The 392-nt window shown below is 42.3% G+C and carries 1 rRNA gene; it reads left to right on the forward strand.

The features are described from left to right. Positions 1 to 9: 9 nt before the first annotated feature. Positions 10 to 392, forward strand: a 16S ribosomal RNA gene (locus tag BBB58_RS15705); the annotation flags it as partial.

Raw genomic sequence — 392 nt, forward strand, 5'->3', positions numbered from 1 at the left:
TGTCTTAAAGATTAAGCCATGCATGTCTAAGTATAAATAGTATACAGTGAAACTGCGAATGGCTCATTAAAACAGTTATAGTTTATTCGATAGTGCACATTACATGGATAACCGTGGTAATTCTAGAGCTAATACATGCGCAAATACCGGACGCAAGAATGGTAGCATTTATTAGATTTAACCATCACATGGTGAATCATAGTAACTTGGCTGACCGCGTGTAAACGTGGTAAATCGTTCAAGTTTCTGCCCTATCAGCTTTCGAAGGTAGTGTATTGGACTACCCTTGCTATCACGGGTAACGGAGAATTAGGGTTCGATTCCGGAGAAGGAGCCTGAGAAACGGCTACCACATCCAAGGAAGGCAGCAGGCGCGCAAATTACCCAATCCT

It is taken from the genome of Exiguobacterium profundum, from assembly GCF_001909285.1.
Lineage (GTDB): Bacteria > Bacillota > Bacilli > Exiguobacteriales > Exiguobacteriaceae > Exiguobacterium > Exiguobacterium profundum.